We start from the raw sequence: 17,451 nt of genomic DNA, 5'->3' as shown, positions 1-17,451 counted from the left end.
TTTATGTGAAATTTAATCCAGTAGGGTGCGTTGTACGCACCTATTTTACATTAGTTCTATTGAGGTTATTGATTTCATTAATAAATTGCTTTTTTAAATTTTTTTGGAAATCTAGTCTTGTTGGGTATTGATTGTTTTCATAGAAATAACCACTACCGATTAGCCAAAACAGTTTGTCGATATAATAAGGTGATTTTTCTGTTGCATTAGCAAAATTAATTGCCTTTCTAAAAATAGTAAAATTTGAATCATCTTCATTACAAACTTCAATACCTATCAAAATATCATTGATATGTGTATCAGGTTTAACATATTTATCAGAAACATTTTCTTTAATAAAATCGCACGCTAAGGCAAAACCTAAACCAAAAATTTCTTCTTTCAAAAGTAAAGGTAAAGCTATCTGCAAATTTGGATTATTATCTTTTACAAAACAATCAACAAAATCGGAAAAAGATTTGTAGCTTTCAAACTCGGCTAAAAAAGTTGCCCCAGTAAAAATAGATTTTGAGTATCTAACCCATGAGTTTAAAGAGTTTTGTAAGTTAAACTTGTCTTGATGTCTTATATTTGCTTGTTGGATTGCATGAAAAACCGCTTCCCAATCACTAAAATTTTGTTTGACTTTAATTGGGTCAAAATTAAATAAGACATCATTTAAATCATCAATATTACCAATGGCATTTGTCATTCTACCTGTGTTTTTACAAGAGCCTAACAAAGACTTATAGATATAATTTAAAGATTTTTCTCTGATATTTACAGTTTCTTGAAATTGATTGAGATAATAATCAAGCCGTTTTTTATCTACTTGGCTTTTTTCGAGTACAAAGTGATAAGCATAATCAATAATTTGGGCTTGATTTAACATCTAATTATTTTATCCTAAACGTTTATTTAAAATCGCTCTTGCGACTTTTGAGCCATTTTGCCGACCCAAGAAATCACTAATCTTCTGCCCCACATCGACCAATTTATCAAGGTCAATACCAGTGTCAATCCCCATACCATGTAGCAGATACACCACATCTTCTGTGGCGACATTACCAGTCGCACCTTTGGCATACGGACAACCGCCAAGCCCAGCTACTGACGTATCAAACTGCCATACGCCCATCTGTAACGAAGCCAAGGTATTGCTCAAGGCTTGCCCATAAGTATCGTGAAAATGCCCAGAAATATTGTCAATATCGATATATTTAAGGGCGGATTCAATCGCTCTTTGTACTTTAAGCGGTGTACCCACGCCAATGGTATCGGCGATACCGATATGCTCCGCCCCAATGCCGACCAGTTTTTCGGTGACATAAGCGACTTTATCAGGGCTAATCTCGCCCTCATACGGACAGCCAACGGTGCAGGAAATTACGCCACGCACCTTGATACCGTGTGCTTTGGCACTTTCGGCAACAGGGGCAAAACGCTCGATACTCTCGGCAATGCTACAGTTGATGTTTTTTTGGCTAAAGGCTTCACTTGCCGAGCCGAAAATTACCACTTCATATTGGCTAAAGTCGTCTTTGTGGGCGAGGGCGGATTCAAAGCCTTTCATATTGGGCGTAAGTACCGAAAACACCACGTTATCACGTTTGACGATACCGTTTAGCACATCGCTGTTATCGCCCATTTGTGGTACCCATTTTGGGGAGACAAAACTGGTGGCTTCTAGCTTGGTGATACCTGCGTCCATGAGACCGTTAATGAGTTCGATTTTGATGTCGCTGGGTACGGTTTGTTTTTCGTTTTGCAAGCCGTCCCTTGCACCGACATCAACGATTTGTACAAATTTTGGGTACTGCATTTTTCTATTACCTTTAATTATTTATCAAAACTTGGTTAAGTTTAGGAAATTCTGTTTCAATGGTTCGAGATTTATAAGGTGATTGACTGACAAGCGGATAACCGTATTCCAATCCTGCACTAATAAAAAATTTCAACGCTGATTTATCATCTTCGCTAAAACCGTCAATCAACCTGATAAATTCATCTTCACCGATTTTAAAAACCAACTGGGAAAATATAAATCCCAAATCATAGCAACCTGCACCACCACCGCAGTTAAAATTTAGCAAATCTTTTATGGCGGTCTTATCTTTGGCTAATGCACGTTTTATCAAATCGACTAACTTTTGGTTTTCGCCAACGGTTGAGTTATAAAACAATGCCCCATCAACGCCACCAATTTTAATACCTTCAACAATTTCTACTTTTAAATTTTCATCAGTACAAAAGTTGTTTTTCCCAACGGATGTACCACAAGCTAAGTCATGAGCAATATTTTTAGTGACGGCTGAATCACTTTGGCAACCCACCAAACATAGGCTTGATATAAAAATAGCGAAAGTTTTTTTCATCATTTTAATTTCATCACTTGTTGAATGGGTTACATTCCATAGTTACGCAACGGTTAAAATTTACTTTTTACCATCGGTTTCCAATTTCAATAATTCATCGCCATCCGACACCAAGTCACCTGCTTTAAACAGCAATTCCATCACCGTACCATCGGCAGGGGCGTTAATGGTATGCTCAATTTTCATCGCTTCAATCACCGCCAGTGGCTGACCTTTTTTCACCACATCGCCGACATTGACACGGAACGCCACGACTTGCCCCGGCATTGGCGACTTGAGGCTACCTGCATCTTGGGCTTCCTCGCCCACATGAGCCATGCTATCGACAAGGGTAATCACATCGCTGGCACGGTTCGAGAAGATATACACTTGCTCGTTGTCAATCCATGCTTGTAGCGTTTGGCGAGTGCCATCAAGCCACACGGTAAAGGTGTCGGCAGACTGCGGTAAATAGCGGATTTCCCCTGTGTAAACTGGGGTCAAGCTATCCGCTTTGCCCTCTTGTTTTTCCACCGCAAATACTGCCAGTTGGAATTGCTGTCCGTCTAACTTACTCAATACAGCCTTTAGCGGTTTTTCATGGTAAACCAAGTCAAATGGACGTTCATAGTTACTATACGCACGCCAGCCATCGGTTTTGCTAAATGGGTCATTGTTTTGGCTTTGGGCTTCATTTGCAAGCTCATTGATAATTGCTGTCGCCACTAACCAAGCCAGTTCGCCACGTTGTTGCCCGAATAGCACGTCTTTTTCACGTTCAATCAAAGCGGTGTCAAGATTGGCATTTTTGAACGAATCTGATTGCACCACATGACGCAAAAACGCCACGTTGTTTGGCAAGCCGACAATGCGAGTTTGAGCAAGAGCATGGTCAAGTTTGGCAAGGGCTTGTTCACGAGTGGGGGCATGGACGATAAGTTTGGCAATCATCGAATCGTAGTAAGGGCTGATGACATCGCCCTCACGCACGCCATCGTCAATACGCACATCGCTGATATTAAAGGCGGTGTGTTCTGGCTTGCGATACACATTTAGCGTACCTGTCGCAGGTAAGAAATTATTGTCTGGGTTTTCGGCACAAATCCGTGCTTCAATCGCATGACCATTAATGGTAAGTTCCGCTTGGGTTTTAGGTAGTGGTTCGCCACTGGCAACACGCAATTGCCATTCGACCAAATCCGTACCTGTAATGGCTTCGGTAACTGGGTGTTCGACCTGTAGGCGAGTGTTCATTTCCATAAAATAGAAATTCATGCCTTCTGGACGTTGCTCAACGATAAACTCCACCGTCCCTGCACCGACATAATTCACCGCACGAGCAGCATTAATGGCAGCCGTTCCCATCGCTTCACGCATCTCAAGGCTGACATCAGGGGCTGGGGCTTCTTCTAGCACTTTTTGGTGACGGCGTTGTACCGAGCAATCACGTTCAAACAAATACACATAGTTGCCATGCGTATCGCCAAACACTTGAATCTCAATGTGGCGTGGGCGTAGGGCGTATTTTTCAATCAGTACGCTGTCATTGCCAAAGCTACTAATGGCTTCACGTTTACACGAGGCAAGGGCTTCGATAAAGTCTTCGGATTTTTCGACCAAACGCATCCCTTTACCACCACCGCCAGAGCTGGCTTTGATAAGTACAGGATAGCCGATTTTGTCGGCTTCTGCGTGTAAAAATTCTGGGTCTTGGTTTGTGCCGTGATACCCCGGGATTAAGGGTACGTTGGCAGATTCCATCAAGCGTTTGGATTCGGCTTTTAGCCCCATGGCGGTAATCGCAGAGGCAGGCGGCCCGATAAATACCAAGCCTGCTTGCTCACAGGCATTGGCAAATTCGTCATTTTCGCTCAAAAATCCGTAGCCTGGGTGGATAGCTTGTGCGCCTGTTTTTTTGGCGGCTTCTAGGATACGCTCCCAACGTAGGTAGCTATCTTTGGGGGCAGAACCACCGATATAGACAGCTTCGTCACAGACGGCAACGTGTTTGGCAAAGCGGTCAGCGTCTGAATAGACGGCAACGGTACGCACGCCCATTTTTTTTGCGGTACTGGCAACACGGCAGGCGATTTCACCACGATTGGCGATTAAAATTTTTGAAAACATTTTTAAATTCCTTCATTAATAAGATACGGTAACAAACCCTTCTTCCCAATGGTCTGTGTCTAATCGATAACTTGATACAAATAACTCACCTTGAGTAAATCGCTGTTTCAAACTTGCATAGTAAGCAGAGCCAATCTGTTTATCAAATACACCAAAAAACTTTACATCATCTTGCCAAATATCATCTGCTATCTGATAACTGTGTTCATAAATCAAAAAATCGATAATGTCTAACTCACCAAACTGGCTATTTTCGATATTTTCTGCAACAGCTGTGACCGCTTCGCCACAATCTCGTAAATAATCACATTCAAAGTATTCATTGAGTGTCAAACAGCGAATCACGAAGTCATTCGGATAATTTTTAAAGCCGTTTTGGGTTGTTAAGCGTAAAATGGCTTGTTTAGCGTTATCAAGGGTTGAGTAAAAACCAATCAGCTTTTCTTCAAATTCGTTATCTTGTATTGGATAACTGTGAGCCAGTAGATAAACCATTAAATCAACCAATTTGGCTTACGTTTTTGCAAGAACGACTGCACGCCCTCTTTACCCTCATCAGACGCACGAATATCCGCAATCCCTGCCACCGTATCGGCAATCAACTTATCATCAATATCCGCATACGCCACATCTTGCACCAAAGTTTTACACACCTTGACCGCATTTGGGCTATTGGTAACAAGTGGTTTTAACAGACGTTCCACCGTTTCATCTAATTCTTCCTCATCGACACGCTCATGGATAAAGCCGATTTTATGGGCTTCTGTGGCATCAAATACCTCAGCCGTCAAGAAATAACGGTGAGCCATTCTCACCCCCATCGCACGAATCACATACGGACTAATGGTCGCAGGAATCAAGCCAAGTTTGACTTCACTCAAGCAAAAATTGGCACTTTTGACCGCCACGGCAATATCACACACCGCCACCAAGCCCATGCCACCTGCATACACATCGCCTTGCACTTTGGCAATGGTCGGCTTGGGGCAATCGTAAATGGTCTTGAGCATGGTCGCAAGTTTGCCTGCGTCTGCCAAGTTTTCGTCACGAGTGTAATCCGCCATCGCTCGCATCCAGTTCAAATCCGCCCCTGCACAGAATGCTTTGCCATTGGCGGATAAGACCACAGCTCGAACGTCCGCTTGTTCACCGCAAAAGCGAAAGGCTTGGGTGAGTTCGCTGATGACTTCATCGTTAAAGGCGTTGCGTTTGTCTGGGCGATTTAACGTAATCGTGGCGACGTGGTTTTCAATCGTTAATAATAAATTTTCAAAATTTGGCTGATTCATAATATTTTCTGTATTTTATTTAAACGGATTTGGTAAGTAATGAAGCAAAATTAAATACCAATACTTATGACCCCACCCCAGCCCTCCCCTTAGCAGGGGAGGGAGCGGTTCTCCCCCTGTGAAGGGGGAGTTAGAGGGGGTTAATGAAATTATAATTTAATATTGTTCAGTTACTTATCTTGGATTAAATTAGGCATAAAAGCTTGAGATTTTGGGCGTAAGCATTACGCCCCTACTAAACCTGTCTTATTGCTAATTTAAAGCACTATCATTTACATTCTAAACACACCAAAGGTCGTATCTTCAATCGGTGCGTTATACGCCGTGCTAAGTCCCAACGCCAACACCTTACGAGTGTCCGCAGGGTCAATCACGCCATCATCCCACAGACGTGCCGATGAATAATACGGATGACCTTGGTCTTCGTACTGCTGACGGACTGGGGCTTTAAAGGCTTCTTCATCTTCCGCTGACCATGTTTCGCCCTTAGCATCGTATTGGCTACGCTTGACGGTAGCCAGTACCGAAGCGGCTTGTTCGCCACCCATCACCGAGATACGAGCGTTTGGCCACATCCACAAGAAACGTGGGCTATACGCACGACCACACATACCGTAGTTACCTGCACCGAACGAACCGCCGACAATCACGGTGAATTTTGGCACTTTGGCATTGGCAACCGCCATCACCATTTTTGCCCCATGACGAGCGATACCTTCGTTTTCGTACTTGCGACCGACCATAAAGCCTGTGATATTTTGCAAAAACACCAATGGAATCTTGCGTTTACAGCACAGCTCAATAAAATGCGTGGCTTTTTGAGCCGATTCGCTAAATAAAATACCGTTATTGGCGATGATACCGACTGGCATCCCTTCGATATGGGCAAAACCACATACCAAAGTCGTGCCGAAACGGGCTTTAAACTCATCAAATTCACTAGCATCGACAATACGAGCGATGACTTCACGGATATCAAACGGCTTACGGGTATCGGTCGGGATAATGCCGTACAGTTCTTTGGCATCGTATTTTGGTGCACGTGGGGCGATTTGGGTCGCAAGGGTCGGTTTACTGCGATTTAGATTGCCCACGACATCACGAGCCAATGACAAAGCGTGTAGGTCATTTTGTGCCAAATGGTCAACCACACCTGAAAGCCTTGTATGCACATCGCCACCACCCAAGTCTTCGGCAGTCACTTCTTCGCCTGTAGCAGCTTTGACCAGTGGCGGGCCTCCCAAGAAAATCGTGCCTTGCTCTTTGACGATAATCGACTCATCGCTCATCGCAGGAACATACGCACCGCCAGCGGTACAGCTTCCCATCACCACGGCAATTTGCGGAATGCCTTCGGCACTCATATTGGCTTGGTTAAAGAAAATGCGTCCAAAATGGTCACGGTCTGGGAAAACTTCGTCTTGGTTCGGTAAGTTTGCCCCACCAGAGTCCACCAAGTAGATACAAGGTAGGCGGTTTTCTTTGGCGATTTCTTGGGCTCGCAAATGCTTTTTGACCGTCATTGGGTAGTAAGTACCGCCTTTGACAGTGGCATCGTTACACACAATCATGCAATCAATGCCTGCGACACGCCCAATCCCTGCAATCACGCCAGCCGCTGGGATATCGGTGTCGTACATACCGTAGGCTGCCATCGGTGAGATTTCCAAAAATGGCGTACCTGCGTCAAGCAAGCGTTCGACACGCTCACGAGGCAAGAGTTTGCCACGAGCGATGTGTTTGGCACGAGCGGATTCACTGCCACCTTGGGCGATGACGGCAAGCTTGGTTTTGAGGTCATCGACAATGGTTTGCATGGCTTGGCTATTTGCTTGAAATTCCGCACCGTTAGGGCTAAGTTTACTTTGAATGATGGTCATATTATTACCTAATTTTTTAGCTTTTTAGTTGGGCGTATTCAATACGCCCCTACCATGTCATAAATTTTTCAAAAATTACAAACCCAATTCTTCTTTCATCGCTTCTACGATTTTGAATTTTTGAATTTTGCCTGTCACCGTCATTGGGAACTCTTCGACAAACTTCATATAGGTCGGTACTTTGTAGTGGGCGATGTGGTCTTTACAGAAGTCACGGACTTCTTGCTCGGTTAAGTTACTGTCTTTTTTCGGAATAATCCACGCTGCCAACACTTCACCAAATTTCTTGTCAGGCACACCGACCACCTGCACATCACGTACTTTGGGGTGACGGTATAAGTAGTTTTCGATTTCCACAGGGTAAATATTTTCACCGCCACGGATTACCATGTCTTTGCTACGTCCCACGATTTTGATATAGCCTTCTTCGTCCATCGTGGCAAGGTCACCTGTGTACATCCAACCATCCACAATAGCTTCAGCGGTTTTATTGGTGTCGTTCCAATAGCCAAGCATCACCGAATAGCCTTTGGTACACAGTTCACCTGTTTCACCAATTGCCACGGTTTCACCTGTGTCTGGATTGACGATTTTTACTTCCAAATTAGGCTGTACTAGACCGACAGTCGAAACTTGTTTTTCGATAGGGGTGTGTTCGTTAGTTTGGCAAGAAACAGGCGAGGTTTCGGTCATGCCATAGGCGATGGTGACTTCTTTCATGTGCATTTTGTCAATTACACGACGCATCACCTCAATCGGACAGCTTGAACCTGCCATAATGCCTGTGCGGAGGGTCGATAGGTCATAATTGGCAAAATCTGGGTGGTCAAGTTCAGAGATAAACATGGTTGGTACGCCATGCAAGCCTGTACATTTTTCTTTTTGTACCGTTTCTAGGACGGTAATCGGGTCAAAGCCGTCATTCGGATACACAATCGTACCGCCATGCGTCAAAATGGCTAAGTTACCCAATACCATGCCAAAGCAGTGATAAAGAGGTACAGGAATACATAGACGGTCATCTGCGGTGAGGTTCATCGCTTCACCGATAAAGTAACCGTTGTTCAAGATATTACGGTGGGTAAGAGTCGCACCTTTTGGCGTACCTGTCGTACCACTGGTAAATTGAATGTTAATTGGGTTGTTAGGATTGAGTTTTTTGGCACGTTCGGCTACGGCTGGGTCATCGGCATCACCTTCAGCAATCCACTCTGAGAATTTTTGCATAAAGCCAAAATCTTCGGTTGAGTCTGGGTTATCAATCCATACCACACGCTTGAGGTTCGGTAATTGAATCAACTCAAGGTTTTTGTAATCTTGATGGCGAGCTTCTGGGGCAAGCTCTTGCATCATTACCGCATAGTCACTAGATTTAAAGTGACGCATTAGCACCAACACTTGACAGTCAACTTTATTGATGGCGTATTCAAGTTCAAAAATACGGTAGGCTGGGTTGATATTGACCAATACAATCCCTGCTTTGGCGGTCGCTAACTGCATCAATACCCATTCGACATTGTTATGTGACCAAACACCAACACGGTCGCCTTTTTGTAGCCCCATGCGAATCATGGTACTAGCAAGTTGATTGACTTTGCGTTGTAGCTCACGGTAGGTGAGGCGGATATTCTGATGAGCAGAAACTAGGGCTTCTTTGTCAGGATTTTGTTCAGCGATTTTGTCAAAAAAATCACCAATGGTCATTTCAATGAGGGGTGTAACAGGGCCTTTGTCATAGCTTTGGGTAAGTGGGGCGTTGGCAGATTTTGCCCCCATTTCGATGCGAGGTAGGTTTAGCACATCAGTGGTCATGGTAGCGTCCTTTCTACAGTATACGGTAGTGTGAATTTAGTATGAGGCAGTATTAATTGTTTTGATATGCAGAGGGGCTTTAATCATACCCCTCAACATCCTTGTTTTATGATTATTGCATTGAGTCATATTAATCAAAAAATTATGATATTGTCAACCTAAAACGATACAATTTCTATCATAATACGCTAAAAACTGTGAAAAAATGCCAAAAAAACCCTGCCATACCAATATCATCGGCAAGGCAGGTACGCCCCTCCTAGTGGGAGAGGGTGGGGGAGGGAATGAAAAATTGTAATTATTTTTCGCTAGATAATTTTAGCCCTTGAGCGAAGCCACATTGTTTAAGGCGTGCAGACTGAATCATGGCATCACGTTGCCCCATCGCAATGGCAAGGTTGCTACGGTTGGCGGTGTTGGCTTGACCAACCCCAAGGCTGATGTTGGGATAAATGCCCCCACGTCCGATACCAATGCCAATCCCCACGCCAGACATGGTCAAACCGCCTTGGTGTTGGTTGGCGTTGATATATTGGGTCACACGGTTGTATTCGTTTGATAAGGCGTTACAATCGTAGGTTTGGTAAGTATTGGGCGAAATATACTCTGGGCTTGGGGTGGTGGCACAGCCAACAAATGTAGTGCTGATAACTGAGGTCGCAAGGGCAAGAAGGGTTAATTTTTTCATAAGCGTTCCTAATTTTATTTTTTACATTTATCAAAACAAATTCATCGGCTTCATCACCGCCAAACCGACAATACCGATATACGCAATCATGGCAAGAAGCATACCTGCTTTGGCTTGGGGGGCTGGCGTGGTAAGACGAGTGGCTTTGATAGTTGTTGAAATCGCCACGACAAAGAGGATAATTTTCGCCAAGATAAAGTGAGGAAAACCAATGACCTTTAGCAATGGCATAAGTGTCATCACCCCTGCTATCAGTAATAAGGTATAAATCACGTGGCTGGCGATTTTTAGCCCTTTATTTGGCAACTGTGCATTTTTGCCACGCATGATTTGAATAAATTGATACACAAAAATGGCAATGGTTAGCACTGCCATCAACATATGAAGATGTTTCATACAAAATTCCTACCGATTAGCCTTTATTCTGTCCTGCACAATTTGGCGATTGCGGATTTTGTCCTTGCCATTCATCAGCAGTATAAGTATGCAGTGAAAAGGCATGAATCGTTCCGCCACCTTGGGCAAGCAAGTCATTGACCAAGCCAAATACCAACTGATGGCGTTGTACCAAACGCTTGCCTGCAAAACTGTCACTGACAATAACCAGTTTAAAATGGCTCTCTTTTCCCTCAAAATATCCTGCATGACGCATGGATTCATTTTCTAAATTCAAAAAAATGGGGTTAAGTGCCTGTAATCGTTGAGTGACCTCATCTGCCAAAGGCGTGGCAAGGGTGGATTGGTTCATAAGTATTCCTAAATGCTATTAAATAGGTCAAACAAAAAACCCAAAAGTTAAAACTTTTGGGTAGTGTAACATGATTTTTGGGGATTAACGATATTTGCTTTGTTGATAAAGTGGCAACACTTTTGGCATCATGGCTTGCAAGTTGGCGATGCGAGTGGCACTCACAGGGTGGGTACTCAAAAACTGCGGTGGTTCGCCTTGACCTTCGGCACTTTGCATTTTTCTCCAAAGGGTCACGGCTGAATTTGGGTCATAGCCTGCACGAGCCATTAATTCTAACCCAATCAAGTCGGCTTCGGTTTCTTGGGTACGGCTATTGGGTAGCGATAATCCCAAATCCCCTGCCAATCCTGCAAGCTGTGCTTGACCTTGCGACAATCCCAACACACTGGCGGCAATACCAATGCCTGTTTGGGTGGCAACTTGGCGTGACATCCGCTCACGAGCATGTTCACGCAACGCATGAGCCATCTCATGCCCAATGATGGCGGCAATTTCAGCATCGGTCAGATTCAAACGGTCAATAATCCCTGAATAAATCATAATTTTACCACCAGGTAAAACATAGGCATTGAGCTGATTGCTTTTGATGGTATGCACTTCCCAATTCCAACGCTGTGCATCAGGACGATACGCCCCCACTTGGTTAATCAAGCGATTGGCAATTTGGGTGACACGTTTTAGTTGAGCGGTATTGGTATCCAGCACGCCTTGGCTAAGGGCTTGTTTGAGGGTTTGTTGGTAGCTTTGATTGGACATCTGTAGCACTTCTTGGTCAGATACCATCAATAGCTGATTACGATTGACCCCAATCGCCCCTGTGTTGGTGGTACTAGAACAAGCGGTCAAGCCCACGGTCGCCATCATGGTGGCAAGGACAAGTGTGGTAAGGCGTTTATTATAATGATTGCTATGACTGTGATGACGCATGGAATCCTCCCAAGTAAATATTTTTGCCCAATTATACCCAAAAGCCAAGCCAATGCACTGCTATGATTTGGTAGCTTTAGGTAACGCTAGCGTAACAACGCTGGGTGGCTATTGGGCTAAACTTGCCATAATCGTTAGCAATTGCTCAATCTGTTCAGAGCTATGACTAGCACTCACGCAAAACCGTAGCCTTGCCGTTCCCACAGGCACGGTGGGCGGACGGATTGCCGATACCCAAAACCCTGCCGATTTTAACTTATCAGCCAAAGCTACCGCCTTGTCATTATCGCCAATCAACACAGGAATAATGGCGGTTGTGGGTAACTCATCATCAATACCGACTTGCCAACCTTGAGCATTTAAACCTTCGCTTAGTTGTTTGATATTACTTAATAATTTATCAGCACGAGAAAGGTCACTTTGGGTGAGTTTAACACTCGCTTGCGTGACTTTTGCCAATATAGGCGGTAGGGCAGTGGTATAAATAAAGGCACGGCTAAAATTGATTAAATACTCAATCAACTCATGCGAGCTAGCGACAAACGCCCCACTTGTACCAATCGCCTTGCCAAATGTTCCCATATAAATATCGGCTTTGCTCGTATTAGTATGGTTTTGATAGGCTTGATACGGCAAACCAAACCCATGAGCATCATCGACCATCAAGGCACATTCATAACGTTGTGCCAGTTCATGCAACTTATCCAAATCCGCAAACGTCCCATCCATGCTAAATACATGGTCGGTGACAATCAGTTTTTGCGTAGCGGTGGTTTGTTGCAGTTGATGTTCCAAATGGGCATAGTCACGGTGCGGAAAACGCACGACTTTGGCACGACTTAGCCCTTGAACAAGTAAAGCACCATCCACAATCGAGGCATGATTAAGTTTATCACTAAAAATCACGCTATCTTTCCCGCATAACGCTTGAATCACGCCGACATTCGCCATGTAGCCTGTGCTAAAGGTAATGGCTTTGTCATAGCCTGTGACTTCGGCAAGGGTAAGGGCAAGCTCGTCATGCCACACGCTATGCCCTGTAATCAGGTGGGATGCACCGCTGCCGACTTGCTCGATTTCTGCCACGGTATTTTTGAATGTATCCACCAAATAAGGGTCGGTTGCCAAGCCCAAATAGTCATTACTGGCGAAATTCACATACGTTTTACCATCAATTTCTATGGCGGGCGTGACACCGCTGGTAATACTCGTGAGTGAGCGGTAACGTCCGCTTTGGCGTTGTTCGGTTAAGGATTGGGTGAGGGGGAAGTGGGTGAGCATAGATAATATCCGTTTGATATTAAAAAACCGCCAATCAAGGCGGTTTTTTAGCCCTAAGCAATCGCCAACTAAATGACAGTGTAAAGGGAGGGTTATTTGTCAATATTAGCGATTAACTAACCGTTTGTCAAAATTAAATAACCGCTAAATTCCCAATTCGCCCCATCATTTAACCAATATTGTGCATCAAAATAGATTGTCGCTAAAAAAATAAAGGCATATACTAAAGTTTTATTTTACACCCAATAAACTTTAGATTATAAATCAGCCTTTGTAAATATTGCCTACCAAAAATATTCAATTGGAGTCATTATATGAAAAAATCCCTATTAACATCAATAATTTTAGCCTCTTTTAGCCTGCTATCTAGCCAAGCTGTTTTGGCAAAACCCACCCCATTTGCGTTTCAAACCGTCAAATTTGACTACAAAATCCCACCAAAATTAGATGCTTTGTGTAAACAACGCTACAACGCTTTGCCAAAAGAAGATAGAACGGATAACGAATATTGTATGCGTGTCGATATTGACCTTGTCAAAACCAATTATCCGTTTATTGATAACGTCATCAATGAGAACTTTGTGACCGAGGCAGAGCAGGCAGAAATGCGTGCCAGTTTTGATGAAGATGCAGAATATGCGTATGAATATTTGCAAGATAAAAAAAATACCCAATTCAATCAAAGTGATACATCAACATTGGTGAAGTTGGTATCTACTTCGCCTAAGGTAGTACAAATCAGCCAAGAAGGCTATGAATACGGTGGTGGACCTCATGGTATGCCATCAATGGGATTTTATGTGTTTGATTTAGAAAAACAAAAACAGCTAAAAGTAGATGATATTTTGGTCAGCCCAAGCAAGAAAACGGCATTGGAAAAATTGGTTTTTGCTCAGTTTAAAAATTGGGTGAAAAAATCTTATGTAGAAAATGGTGATAAATTGACCGAACAAGCATTTGCCGACTATCAAAAAACGTGGAAATTTGAGTTGAACGATAATTTTTATTTCACGCCACAAGGCATGACTTTTAGCTATAACCCTTACAGCTTAGGGGCTTATGCGATAGGCTTTGCAATATTAAATATTGATAAAAAAGATTTAAAAGGCATTGTTAAAGATGCGTATTTGAATCAGAACTTTGACAAGTTTGATGATGATAATTGGAATAAACCAGAGTGATTGTTATACCAATCCCAAAAATTAAAGTCGTAGGGGCGTAATGCTTACGCCCTATTGAATATTTTAAATATTGGGCTTATGCAATAAGCCCCTACAATACAATATTTATTGGGTTTGATATTATTTTTAATTAACAGGAGTAAGTCCATGAAAAAATTAATTTTATCCAGTCTATTGGCACTCGGTGCATTGGCAGTGAGTCAATCGGCAATGGCAGGTACAATCTTTCAATGTTAAGCTACCACTGGTAAGCAAATTCAACTCATCGACAATGGTAGTACACTACAATACAGCTATGGCAAAGTCGGCAAACCCGAAATCACCTTAAAAGTGCCACGCCAAGACGCTCGATACTACAACTGGAAAGGTGTAGGGCGAGCGATAGCGTATTCGGTTGATATCCGTAATGGTGATACCGTCTATAATGTTAATCATGCCTATGACACCATGACACAAGAATATTATGGTGGCGTAAATGTCGAATTAGCCAATCAAAAACATGTCGAAATTCAATGCAATCCAAAAGCCAAAACTATCAGCAAATTAGACACTCTAAAAAATGTCCCAAGTGGCTATGAGTAATCATATTTTTACCAACAAAACCGTGCCAAAATTGTCCTGGGTTAGCGAAGGGTAACCCACGTAAAATCAGAGTATAGTTTAAAATTTTTCTGATACTTATACCACCGCCAAACTTCCAATCCGCCCAGTCATCGCATTGGTGACTGGGATTTGTTTTGGCTCGGCTTTTTCCACCGTCAATCCCAAATCCGCAATCAATTTATCATCATGGTTGGTGGTGGCATTGTCCGTGGTCAGTAAGCGATTGCCATAGAAGAACGAATTTGCCCCTGCCATAAATAGCATGGCTTGCTCAGCATCACTCAAGCCCTCACGCCCTGCGGCAATGCGTACATAACTGGTCGGACAGGCGAGGCGAGTGACTGCAATCGTGCGTATCCACTCCAGCACAGGTAGACGAGTGCCTTGCAACTCATCGGCAATCGGTGTTCCCTCAATCGGCACAAGCATATTAATCGGCACAGATTCAGGTGGTTTGGGTAAATTGGCAAGTTCATGTAATAGGCTGATACGGTCATCACGGCTTTCGCCCATGCCGATGATGCCACCAGAACAGATGTTAATGCCTGCTTTTCGCACGTTATCAAGGGTATCAAGGCGGTCATCATAACTGCGTGTGCTGACGATTTTGCAATAATAATCTCGTGACGTGTCAAGGTTGTGGTTATAGTAGTCTAGCCCTGCTTCTGCCAAGACTTGGGCTTGGTTGCCTGTCAGCATACCGAGCGTCATGCAAGTTTCTAGCCCCAACGCCTTCACTTCTTTAATCAGTTCTACCACATACGGCATATCTCGCTCGTGGGGGTGTTTCCACGCCGCCCCCATACAAAAGCGACTTGAGCCACTTTCTTTGGCTTTTTTGGCTTCTTCGATGGCTTTTTGCACTTCGATTTTCTTTTCGGGTTGCAGGTCGGTGCTGTGGTGACCTGATTGCGAGCAGTAACCGCAGTCTTCTGGGCAGTTGCCTGTTTTAATAGATAATAAGGTGCTGACTTGGACGCTATTGGGTGGGAAATGCTCACGCAGTTTGTTTTGAGCCAGTAGCAATAAATCCATCAAGGGCAAATCAAACCATGCTTGGATTTGCTCACGGCTAGGGCGAGTATTTGTGTTTGTAGAAGTGGCGGTTAAACCAATACCTGTGGCGGTGGGTTCTTGAATGTTGAGTAGGTCTGCCATGACAAAATGTTCCAATAAATAGTCATTTAAATTAGCAATAACACCGCTTGTAGGGGCGTATTGCATACGCCCAAAAAGTCAAAGTATTATGCCTAATATAATGAGTAGGGATTAAAATGAGAAAATGGGTATCATCATAGCAAAAAAAAACAACCACCTAAAGTGATTGTTTTTTATCAAACATTGCTAAACCTATAATCTGATTATTCAGCACGGGTGACAGTAATGTTAGTAATCGGTGATTTATCATCTTTTACCGCTTTGGTGATGACATCTTCAGCGATGACTTCTTCGTCTGCGTGTTTGGCTTCGATTTCTGCTGATTTACGCATGGCTGGGGTTAAGTTTTCATTATCAACAGATTTGGCAAACACGTTATCTGGGCGAATTTCATCGGATTTTGTATTTTCAAGTTTTGCTTCTACTTGTGATTTAACATCTTCCGCTTGTTCTTTCACGTCTTCTGCTTTTTCTACAGCGGTATCTTTGACTTCTTGTTTGACATCTGCCAATTTTTCTTCAGCTTGATGCTCAAGGTCTTGAGCTTTGTCTTTTAATTCAGCGGTTTTTTCATTGACAGTTTCTTTGACTTCTGCCAGTTTTTCTTCCGCTTCATCTTTTAGCGTATCAAGTTTTTCTTTGGCTTCGGTTTTGATTTCGTCAAATTTTTCGACCGCTTCTTCTTTGAGTTCAGTGGCTTTGGCTTTTAAAGTGTCCAATTTGCTTTCGCCAGCGTTGGTAACATCTTTTGGCGTGTTGCTGTCATTGAAGTATTTGCTTTTGGCACTTGAACTGCTGACACTGCTTGCCCCAAATAGCCCTGCGACTTTGGCACACAAGCCCTGAGCGATTGGCATGGCTTTTTCTAGTAATGGCTTGGCTTGCTCAACGACAGGTTTTAGTGGTTCTGGCACTTTAGGCACGATAAATTTTGAAATTTGGTTAAACCACATCAACAGCGAGTAATCGCCAGCCATTTTTAGGTCGCCATTTTGAATGCCTGTCATAAAGGCAGTGGCTTCCCCTTTTGATAGGAGTTTTGCCCCTGTCATGGCATCTTTGAAGGTAATGCTCAAGGTCGGGTCTTCGGCTTTGCCAGCGATTTGCTCAAATTTGCCGTGGTCAACTTTATAATGGCGGAAATGCTGTTCGGCTTCACTGCCCATTTGAATGGTAAAACTGCGGTTTTCTAATAGGCTTTTGAATTTTTCATCATTTGAATTTGCCAATTGTGACAAACGCACACCAATAGCAAATAACATCACATCCAATGGCTCAGATTTAATTTGGGTCAATTGTGATAACATAGCGACATCCTCTAAAGTAAACAATAATAAGTGAAAAAACTGTACTTAACATAGGGCATTATACAAGGTAATCATGGTTGTTACCGTAGCATTTGCTTTGCTAACACAATTTTT

The 17,451-nt window shown here is 43.3% G+C and carries 17 protein-coding genes; 2 read left to right on the top strand and 15 right to left on the bottom strand.

Annotation, left to right across the window (positions count from 1 at the left end; translation table 11 throughout):
- Positions 1-40: 40 nt before the first annotated feature.
- From ACK1U4_RS10730 to ACK1U4_RS10670, 13 genes are all read right to left on the bottom strand, one after another.
- The gene (locus ACK1U4_RS10730; protein ID WP_419401688.1) at positions 41-871 is read right to left on the bottom strand and encodes a hypothetical protein; all 831 of its coding nucleotides are present in this window, start codon (positions 869-871) and stop codon (positions 41-43) included.
- Between the two features lie 9 nt (positions 872-880).
- Positions 881-1,801 (bottom strand): hydroxymethylglutaryl-CoA lyase, encoded by a 921-nt coding sequence (locus tag ACK1U4_RS10725; RefSeq protein ID WP_419401687.1) that lies wholly within the window; start codon positions 1,799-1,801, stop codon positions 881-883.
- Between the two features lie 13 nt (positions 1,802-1,814).
- Positions 1,815-2,357: a hypothetical protein gene (locus tag ACK1U4_RS10720; protein ID WP_419401686.1), complete on the bottom strand. Its 543-nt coding sequence runs from the start codon at positions 2,355-2,357 to the stop codon at positions 1,815-1,817.
- A 57-nt stretch (positions 2,358-2,414) separates the two neighbouring features.
- On the bottom strand, positions 2,415-4,460 hold the full coding sequence (locus tag ACK1U4_RS10715) for an acetyl/propionyl/methylcrotonyl-CoA carboxylase subunit alpha (RefSeq protein WP_419401685.1): 2,046 nt from the start codon (positions 4,458-4,460) through the stop codon (positions 2,415-2,417).
- Between the two features lie 15 nt (positions 4,461-4,475).
- Positions 4,476-4,967 carry a hypothetical protein gene (locus tag ACK1U4_RS10710; protein ID WP_419421670.1) on the bottom strand — a complete coding sequence of 164 codons (492 nt, stop codon included), beginning with the start codon at positions 4,965-4,967 and terminating at the stop codon, positions 4,476-4,478.
- Positions 4,955-5,749, bottom strand: a complete 795-nt coding sequence (locus ACK1U4_RS10705) for an enoyl-CoA hydratase/isomerase family protein (protein ID WP_419401683.1) — start codon at positions 5,747-5,749, stop codon at positions 4,955-4,957. Before ACK1U4_RS10705 ends, ACK1U4_RS10710 begins: the two co-directional genes overlap by 13 nt.
- 272 nt (positions 5,750-6,021) lie before the next feature.
- Positions 6,022-7,629 carry a carboxyl transferase domain-containing protein gene (locus tag ACK1U4_RS10700; RefSeq protein ID WP_419401682.1) on the bottom strand — a complete coding sequence of 536 codons (1,608 nt, stop codon included), beginning with the start codon at positions 7,627-7,629 and terminating at the stop codon, positions 6,022-6,024.
- Between the two features lie 75 nt (positions 7,630-7,704).
- Entirely contained in the window at positions 7,705-9,405 is a 1,701-nt protein-coding gene (locus ACK1U4_RS10695) for an AMP-binding protein (protein WP_419401703.1), read from the bottom strand.
- A gap of 334 nt (positions 9,406-9,739) precedes the next feature.
- Positions 9,740-10,129, bottom strand: coding sequence for a hypothetical protein (locus ACK1U4_RS10690; RefSeq protein ID WP_419401681.1), 390 nt, complete (start codon positions 10,127-10,129; stop codon positions 9,740-9,742).
- 30 nt (positions 10,130-10,159) lie between these two features.
- Positions 10,160-10,525, bottom strand: a complete 366-nt coding sequence (locus ACK1U4_RS10685) for a SirB2 family protein (protein ID WP_419401680.1) — start codon at positions 10,523-10,525, stop codon at positions 10,160-10,162.
- A 16-nt stretch (positions 10,526-10,541) separates the two neighbouring features.
- Positions 10,542-10,877, bottom strand: coding sequence for a BolA family protein (locus tag ACK1U4_RS10680; RefSeq protein ID WP_419401679.1), 336 nt, complete (start codon positions 10,875-10,877; stop codon positions 10,542-10,544).
- Between the two features lie 84 nt (positions 10,878-10,961).
- Positions 10,962-11,744, bottom strand: coding sequence for a M48 family metallopeptidase (locus ACK1U4_RS10675; protein ID WP_419401702.1), 783 nt, complete (start codon positions 11,742-11,744; stop codon positions 10,962-10,964).
- A 171-nt stretch (positions 11,745-11,915) separates the two neighbouring features.
- Complete coding sequence (locus tag ACK1U4_RS10670) at positions 11,916-13,088, bottom strand: aminotransferase class I/II-fold pyridoxal phosphate-dependent enzyme (RefSeq protein ID WP_419401678.1); 1,173 nt, start codon at positions 13,086-13,088, stop codon at positions 11,916-11,918.
- Positions 13,089-13,402: 314 nt separating this feature from the next.
- Here ACK1U4_RS10670 and ACK1U4_RS10665 point away from each other — a divergent pair, with 314 nt between their 5' ends.
- Both ACK1U4_RS10665 and ACK1U4_RS10660 read left to right on the top strand, forming a co-directional pair.
- Complete coding sequence (locus tag ACK1U4_RS10665) at positions 13,403-14,269, top strand: RsiV family protein (protein ID WP_419401677.1); 867 nt, start codon at positions 13,403-13,405, stop codon at positions 14,267-14,269.
- Positions 14,270-14,599: 330 nt separating this feature from the next.
- Positions 14,600-14,851: a hypothetical protein gene (locus ACK1U4_RS10660; protein ID WP_419401676.1), complete on the top strand. Its 252-nt coding sequence runs from the start codon at positions 14,600-14,602 to the stop codon at positions 14,849-14,851.
- A 96-nt stretch (positions 14,852-14,947) separates the two neighbouring features.
- On the opposite strand, the gene bioB is transcribed toward ACK1U4_RS10660, so the two are convergent.
- The gene (gene bioB, locus ACK1U4_RS10655; protein ID WP_419401675.1) at positions 14,948-16,030 is read right to left on the bottom strand and encodes a biotin synthase BioB; all 1,083 of its coding nucleotides are present in this window, start codon (positions 16,028-16,030) and stop codon (positions 14,948-14,950) included.
- 203 nt (positions 16,031-16,233) lie between these two features.
- Positions 16,234-17,337 (bottom strand): hypothetical protein, encoded by a 1,104-nt coding sequence (locus ACK1U4_RS10650; protein WP_419401674.1) that lies wholly within the window; start codon positions 17,335-17,337, stop codon positions 16,234-16,236.
- Positions 17,338-17,451: the final 114 nt, after the last annotated feature.

The sequence above is a fragment of the Moraxella sp. TY6 genome, assembly GCF_048551375.1.
Taxonomy (GTDB): Bacteria; Pseudomonadota; Gammaproteobacteria; order Pseudomonadales; family Moraxellaceae; genus Faucicola.
Note: the sequence above shows the minus strand (reverse complement) of the source record. Positions and strands in the feature narration are given on the sequence as shown.

Excerpts from the sequence above, each read along its gene's own strand:
- ACK1U4_RS10730 (WP_419401688.1), bottom strand. The coding sequence starts at position 871 with ATGTTAAATCAAGCCCAAATTATTGATTATGCTTATCACTTTGTACTC.
- ACK1U4_RS10725 (WP_419401687.1), bottom strand. The coding sequence starts at position 1,801 with ATGCAGTACCCAAAATTTGTACAAATCGTTGATGTCGGTGCAAGGGAC.
- ACK1U4_RS10720 (WP_419401686.1), bottom strand. The coding sequence starts at position 2,357 with ATGATGAAAAAAACTTTCGCTATTTTTATATCAAGCCTATGTTTGGTG.
- ACK1U4_RS10715 (WP_419401685.1), bottom strand. The coding sequence starts at position 4,460 with ATGTTTTCAAAAATTTTAATCGCCAATCGTGGTGAAATCGCCTGCCGT.
- ACK1U4_RS10705 (WP_419401683.1), bottom strand. The coding sequence starts at position 5,749 with ATGAATCAGCCAAATTTTGAAAATTTATTATTAACGATTGAAAACCAC.
- ACK1U4_RS10700 (WP_419401682.1), bottom strand. The coding sequence starts at position 7,629 with ATGACCATCATTCAAAGTAAACTTAGCCCTAACGGTGCGGAATTTCAA.
- ACK1U4_RS10695 (WP_419401703.1), bottom strand. The coding sequence starts at position 9,405 with ATGGGGGCAAAATCTGCCAACGCCCCACTTACCCAAAGCTATGACAAA.
- ACK1U4_RS10690 (WP_419401681.1), bottom strand. The coding sequence starts at position 10,129 with ATGAAAAAATTAACCCTTCTTGCCCTTGCGACCTCAGTTATCAGCACT.
- ACK1U4_RS10685 (WP_419401680.1), bottom strand. The coding sequence starts at position 10,525 with ATGAAACATCTTCATATGTTGATGGCAGTGCTAACCATTGCCATTTTT.
- ACK1U4_RS10680 (WP_419401679.1), bottom strand. The coding sequence starts at position 10,877 with ATGAACCAATCCACCCTTGCCACGCCTTTGGCAGATGAGGTCACTCAA.
- ACK1U4_RS10675 (WP_419401702.1), bottom strand. The coding sequence starts at position 11,744 with ATGATGGCGACCGTGGGCTTGACCGCTTGTTCTAGTACCACCAACACA.
- ACK1U4_RS10670 (WP_419401678.1), bottom strand. The coding sequence starts at position 13,088 with ATGCTCACCCACTTCCCCCTCACCCAATCCTTAACCGAACAACGCCAA.
- ACK1U4_RS10665 (WP_419401677.1), top strand. The coding sequence starts at position 13,403 with ATGAAAAAATCCCTATTAACATCAATAATTTTAGCCTCTTTTAGCCTG.
- bioB (WP_419401675.1), bottom strand. The coding sequence starts at position 16,030 with ATGGCAGACCTACTCAACATTCAAGAACCCACCGCCACAGGTATTGGT.
- ACK1U4_RS10650 (WP_419401674.1), bottom strand. The coding sequence starts at position 17,337 with ATGTTATCACAATTGACCCAAATTAAATCTGAGCCATTGGATGTGATG.